Raw genomic sequence first — 6848 nt, 5'->3', positions numbered from 1 at the left:
TCGAATATATCGAAATTTTTTACAATCGCCAACGACTGCATTCGGGGTTAGGCTACCAAACACCCGCGATGATTGAAGCAGCGTGGAGCGGATAAGAACGATTGTCCATTAAATCGTGACCACATCAAAATCGATCAAACCATCCTTCTCCGATTGAAGTTGATCAAGGCCATCCAAATAGATCGTTTCCTCGATACCGTGTTTTGAGAGTTCGTCGAGTATTCGCGCAAACTCGGCTTTCATGGCATGAAAGCTTTCTTCGGGAAAGTACGAAACTATCAGCCCATGCTTTAGGATTAGCTGTGCTACCACCGCCCGCAACAGCCCTAATTGATACTTGGGATCTGGCGTTAAGGCAATAAAGTGATGGGGTGTCTGCGCAATCCCTGCCTCCTGAATCAGCTTGGCAATGGTGCTGCTTTTGCCTTCTCCTGCTGCTGCCTTGATCAACACATAGCCACCCGTGGGCCGCATCGCTGCGATGTGCTCGCGAATCGCCGCTAGTTCCGCGACCCGTCCGACAAAGCCCTGAAGGCGGAGATTCAAGAGCCGATTACTATCACTTTGATGGGCAGCATGCACGACTTTCGGACGGTTCAGGTCATACCACGCAAACTGCCACCGTCCCGTGTAATCCCATCCATCAAGTCCACATTGTTGCCCTGTTCCAGCAAGTTTTTCGCTGCAATACTGATGGACTCGCTCTATCGTGACCGCACCAAAACTATCCACGGCCTGCCCTTCCAAGGCGTTGAGCAAATGGTAGGTATAGAGGCTGGTTCGATTCCATTCATAGGCTGAATGCGTGGAATAGGTTGATACGAGCATGCGACGGAAGGCTGGCGGATCTCCAATCAGCGGTTGATTACCAAGTTGTCCGATCATTCCGCTCGCACAGCAGTCAAGAATCACCACCACATGCCCAATTGGATAGGTCTGGGTATTCCCTCGTAAGACCGTTTTCAGCCACCCGACGCGGAGGCAGGTGAGCGGATCATCCATGATGGTTTCAAGCGTTGTATCCGTTGTTACCAGCACTACATCAGGACCTTCAGCCGTTTGGGTTATGGTTCCATGCCCGCTGAAATAAATGATCAGCGAATCATCGATCGTGCCAGCCTTCATTTGCGTTTCGATGGCATCACAAATCGGTCCCCTCAAGGCCTGTTCACTCAGAAACGATTGCACTTGAAATCCACAGGCAGGGCTGGCAAGGACGGCTGCCATGCGTGGTGCATCATGGACTTCGGGGGCGATTAACGGTGCAAGCCCCGATGCAATTGACCCATTCGCGCCAATCACAATCGCATGACGTTGACCGTGGAGTGGATTTCGTGGCGGTGGAATCATGGGCAGAATCCTACGATGCTACATCATCACCAGCAGGATGGATATGAATTCGGTATGCGATCTGCTGATCGGGTGCGGTTGCGGCGAGGCTCGCCAACAATCCATCCATTGATGTTGGTGATGTTGTCAGTCTATAGGATTGGGGAACGGTTTCCGGTTCGGTAACCACGTCGATGGTTGCGGCAAACGGAATAAACCGCGTGAATGACACTTCGATCTTTCCTATTCCATGAATGGAAAATGCGGGCTGTTCTAGCTAACTCCATTGGTCGTTTGTAAAACAAGCGATACGCTGCTGGGAGCAGATGCCGGATGCACTCCTCTAAGGCCGAAAGTTGTTCGTTCGTCACTGGCGGAAAAAGTACCATAACGCGTTCTTATAAACAATTAACGTCGATCCCAATCGGTCAACATTTGTTTTGCGATCCATGGTTGGTTGATGATGGATTTCTCAAACAGATCCATTGCCTGCTCCTTAATGGACTCATCATCAGTATGCAGATAGACATTTAAAGGAATGTTCACCCACTCTCTTGCTATTCGTCTCTGTTGAAAACTGTTACTGGTTTGATCTGCCCCAAACTGCGTAATTATGGTTTTAGTCGCTCGAAGCGCTAAATCAACATCCTCGATCGCGATTAGCTTAAGGTATTTAATCAGACTATAGGCTCCATCGATGAGCGCAGGTGATTGAAGCATTGTTTCAATCAAATTGCGGCTTGGATCAAGATGTTCGAGATTAAGTTGTTCAAAACATTCGCTAGCCGCTTTACGCACATCAATGGCTGGATCATTAATTAAGGACATGAGTCGTTCTAGACAAACCTCAAAATAGGCTTCATTGATGATATTATGGGCATACACTTGAGCTGCTCCTTGTCGTAGGGCCGTGTCTCCACCCATGCAGCGTTGGGCCAAATCTAGCGTTGCTGGATTGTTTAATGCTGCTAAACAAACAAGTTGTGCCCCCACTCGACGACTTTGATCATGCTCATGCTCAAGGAGTTGTTCGATGAACGGTCGAATGTGTGTGAAAAATCGGTACAAGGAGCGATATATCAGATTATGGGTTACACTACTTTCCAATAATGGTGGGTAATGGGTTAAAATTTTGACCAACAGTTCAATGGTGCGTTCTGGGTTCAAATGCATAATCTTATCGAGGCTATACACAATGCACGCTTGTACTGCCGTCGAAGGATCGTTGGTGGCAAGCGATACACTTTCAAAAATTGCCTCATTGGAAAATGCTGTTTGTCCCATTCCACAGAGACAAAAAGCTTCAATAGCTGTTCCACGAACACTATTGATTCCTTGATTAAGTGCATCTCTATGGCTAGGATTTTCAGTAGCTGATCCATTCAATGCCTCAGGTTCCGGATCTGGATCGTTCAATGCCCAATCCTTCAGCAGTTCGATTAAATCGATTGGCACAGCCTCGTTAGCCCGTTTGGCTAAGATACGAGAAATATCTATCCGTGATCGGCCTTTAACGAGAGTTGCATAGCGTTGAATTAAGCTGAAAATGAACTCGCTTGCGATTGCCGATTCGGCTAACCCAGTCAGAATGGCACAGAGGTATATTGACTCAAGTTTAAGACCATAGCTGCCCAAAAAACCAACAAACCGATCTGGATCGGTTTTGGCTTTTGTTTCAATCAGGCGCGAAAATTCGACAGCCCCACCCTCAAGAGGTCGTTCGCGAATCCCACCCCATCCCGTGGATTCATCATAGTGTTGCATGGCTTTAAAGAGATCAGCATCACTCATTCGTTCAACCCGATCAGGAGGGATTGGCGATCCAATGCCAATCGAACGGATTCCTCGGGGTGGTTGCAAGCGAAATTCAGGAAATTTGCGTTCTAACTCTTGACGTCGCTGGCGGGCTTCATCAGAGAGGTATTTAGGAAGGACTGCTTTTAAAAATCTTAGCTGGGTAATCCCATATAACTGCCTATTAATGTGCTCCGATACTGGATAGAATGCGAGAATCCGAGCTTCTAAGGTTCGGCGCTGTTCAGTACTGATCCATGGCACAATTGAGCCATACAGCATACACGATTCATAATAAGGGTTCTCCCATGGTTCGCCAATTTTCAAGCAACGCTGATCAGCCAAAAGATATTCGACGATAGCGTTCCTATAATATTCTGGATCAGCCATGTATGCATATACAAGGATTCGCTGTGCGGCTAAAGTTTCATGAGTAACGAGTTCAGCAGCAATACGTTCAAATAGATGTTTATGCCCTTGAGCGCAAGCCCGCAGGCTTTGGGCAATCAGTAAGGTGAACATGCCTCCATCATTTGGCCCACTCTCACCATACCAATACGTAGACATCGAGCTACTAGGGTATGATTCAGCAATAAACGTTTTGTTTTCAAAGAGATCGGTTATTTTGAGGATTGAAGGTAAAACATATTCGACGACTGCCATCGGATCATGGGTTGTCGCTTGGCGTATAATTTCGCCAACTGCATGCTCCCCAAAAAAATAGTGCTCAAGATCGGCGGACAGCTCATAATTAATTGCAGTAGATTGGATAAGAGGATTTTCTTCCAGTTGATTTGATGCTTGTGCTAGTGTATTTAACCGTTGCTCAAGGTATACACTGAGAGCACGACAGGCAAATTGGGGATTGGAAGCGAGATCATAGAGATAGGTTCCATCAATTGTCCCTTGTTCTAAGAAACGACAAAAGATTGTGAGCGCTGTTTCATTATTCCAATAGCGAATGTGAGTAAATCCCCCTATAATCCTTGCATCCCATTCAGCATTTGTGTCTAGATAGGGCTTGATGTAGCCTAAAACCGTTTCAGTCTGCTGATTGATAAATTGATAGAGAAAGTTCAACCCTAAATCGATTTTTGGGGGATTCTGGCTTTGAATCAGCCCACGAAGAACATTCTCTTGATCTAGGAGCTTAAACCAATCAAGGTTTTGGCTTGCATAGTCAAAAAATTGGCCTAGCTGATCCGGATCATTGCTCCATCGGCGAACGATGGCAAGTTCATCGTCTGATGGAGCACTTAAATTACCAAACCATTGCAAGAGTAACTGGCGAAGATGCGGACGTAAGGAATCTGCTTTGAACAAATTTTTTAGCTCGCGGAGATAGATTCTTGGATTACTCCCACGTAAATAGGCCAGAACTTGGACCATCTGCGAGCGTTCAAAAAGACCTTGTGAACCTGCAAGGATCGTCGCCGACAAGGATTGACTGCTTGCGGCAAATCGTCGTGCATAACAATAATCGAAAAATGTCTGGTGAAAAAAGGTCAGATTGGTTTGCGTTTTTTGGAGTAATCCCGTATGGAGAAGGTATCTCAATGCAAGGGGATACTCATCGAGTACACCTAGAGGAATGACGATTTGTTGCACTGATTGCATCATATCGACCAGTCTATAGATGGCTTTTGTCACGTCGCTAGTATGAATTTCCGGTGTAGCATGATCGATATGGCGGCTCCATAATGCGCTATACAAGTCTTGGAGTGATTGAAACTGATTGGGTTGCTGATTGTGGGAATTCTGTATGAGTTGTACATAGACACTTAAATGGAGCGGAACTTTAAGGAGTTCCCAATGGGCTGGCAAGAAATGGGCTGATCCAATCGCTAGGCTATTTAATAGCGTGGTGATCTGATCTTGATTCAGTGGCGCTAAGACAAATTTCTGATCGACTTTAATTCCTGCTAGACGTGGGTGGTTATTTAAATCGAAGGTACGGCACGAACTAATCATTCGTACATGCGGCATTTGGCGTAGCCGTGCAATAGTATCTAGTATGACATCGAGCGTGCCCTGATCACGGGCAAGTGTCAGGGATAACGCATCAATTTGGTCAATCATAACGACGAGGCGTTGCGGAGTAAGGGTTTTTGCGATAGTTTCAATGGACTCGGGTAAATTGAGGGAGGTTGCTAAATCTGCCGATGAACGGATGCCTCGTAGGGTATCTGCCTTAATGACCAACACGCAAACGCCCGCCTGTGCTAATTGTTTGAGCACCTGCTGTAAGACCACGGTTTTGCCACTACCAGGCTGATCGAGCAACATCCCCAGCCGTTCTTCGGTCGGAGCCTCGATGATCCATTGGGTAATTGTTTGCACTTCGGCTCGTTCAATATACTGTCCAGCTACCGTGTCAGGATAAACCTGGAGGATTGCGCTAGTTCGATGAATTGCCGCTACTAGACTATTCAGTGTTGTAGCATTCCACAGGTGACCATGCGGAACCCGACTATAAAGGGTTGGAAAGCCCCATGCTCCATGCTCATGGCCATCAGCCAAAATCGCCTTGCGCGCCGCAATCAGGCTGGTATCAATTGATCCACTGTTGCCTAGGGCGGCATAGAAGGCGTTCGCAAAGCAGTGTCCAGTGCGATTCAGGATCGCGGCCTGCATGCCAATCGCTGCCGGAATGCGATCGGTCATAAAAATCGGGGCAAAGCTCGTGAGCAGACTCTCCCCAGCGCTGCTGGTATGACAGGCGTTCAAGACGACCAGCTGCACCCCCGACTGATGCAGCATGCTGCTGAACTCGCGGGCCGAGAGCCGATCCCGCGACTGGTCGGCGCGTTCGATGTCGAGGTAGCCCATCCCCCGTTGGATACTGCCATGGCCGATATGATGCACGATATGGGGGCGCTGGTTGGTGAGGAGATTGGTCAAGCGGTCGCGCGTAAGGTGCGGGACTTCGATCAGATCGATTGGCCGTGCGCTATGCGTGATGGCAGCACGGATGATGGCAACTTCGGTTTCCGCCGCAATCGGGTGGTTTGCCAACTCCGTAGGCAAGGCCGAGGTCACGGCGAGGCGGATACGTTCGCCAGGGGGAATACCTAAATCAGGAATCGGATCATTCCACGAAAAGGTGCGAACGAGCGCATGTTCTAGCATGAGGGGACGACCCGCAGCGGAGGCCATCAATTCCCAAGGTAGGGCGGCAGCCGTGCTCAGGCGGGTATCGGTATCAATCGCCAAATGGATACGCAACGCCACCTTTTGCTGATCGGCATGGGTGCGCGCCGTGGCAAAGGCTTCGGCAATCGTTCCTTGAAACAGGGTTTGATAGAGCAGTTGGCCAACCGCGATCACGACTGATTCGTCAATCGGTGTGTGATAGTCCAGTGCCATCTGGTAAGCGGTCAGCGTCGGATTATCAAGCGGCAGTAGCAGTGCTTCGCTGACCTCATGGCCTGCCTGGGTGCGTGCGGTCACAGGATAGCGATCCCCGTGGGGGGCGGCGATGGTGAGATGGAAGGAGGCAAATGTGCTGCTCATCGTGACGAATCCTCGGCCAGCTGGCGCTGTGTGGTTAGCGGTGTTCCTCTATCCTAGCAAAGCAAGGGTCACGATGCAAGCGGTTTGATGTGGTCACGATTTAATGGACAATCGTTCTTATCCGCTCCACGCTGCTTCAATCATCGCGGGTGTTTGGTAGCCTAACCCCGAATGCAGTCGTTGGCGATTGTAAAAAATTTCGATATATTCGA

The 6848-nt window shown here is 48.6% G+C and carries 3 protein-coding genes; all 3 read right to left on the bottom strand.

What is annotated here, in order from left to right; all coding sequences use genetic code 11:
• Positions 1-108 precede the first annotated feature (108 nt).
• Positions 109-1350, bottom strand: a complete 1242-nt coding sequence (locus C5S61_RS00175) for a caspase family protein (protein WP_338066624.1) — start codon at positions 1348-1350, stop codon at positions 109-111.
• Between the two features lie 10 nt (positions 1351-1360).
• A complete protein-coding gene (locus C5S61_RS00170; protein ID WP_205701335.1) occupies positions 1361-1561 on the bottom strand; it encodes a hypothetical protein in 201 nt (66 codons plus the stop codon).
• Positions 1562-1737: 176 nt separating this feature from the next.
• Entirely contained in the window at positions 1738-6636 is a 4899-nt protein-coding gene (locus C5S61_RS27200; protein ID WP_240614379.1) for a CHAT domain-containing protein, read from the bottom strand.
• Between the last annotated feature and the right edge of the window lie 212 nt (positions 6637-6848).

This window comes from Herpetosiphon llansteffanensis (genome assembly GCF_003205875.1).
In the GTDB taxonomy this organism is placed as follows: Bacteria; Chloroflexota; Chloroflexia; order Chloroflexales; family Herpetosiphonaceae; genus Herpetosiphon; species Herpetosiphon llansteffanensis.
Note: the sequence above shows the minus strand (reverse complement) of the source record. Positions and strands in the feature narration are given on the sequence as shown.

Bases quoted from the DNA above. Each gene is read 5' to 3' on its own strand.
- C5S61_RS00175 (WP_338066624.1), bottom strand. From the start codon at position 1,350: ATGATTCCACCGCCACGAAATCCACTCCACGGTCAACGTCATGCGATT.
- C5S61_RS27200 (WP_240614379.1), bottom strand. From the start codon at position 6,636: ATGAGCAGCACATTTGCCTCCTTCCATCTCACCATCGCCGCCCCCCAC.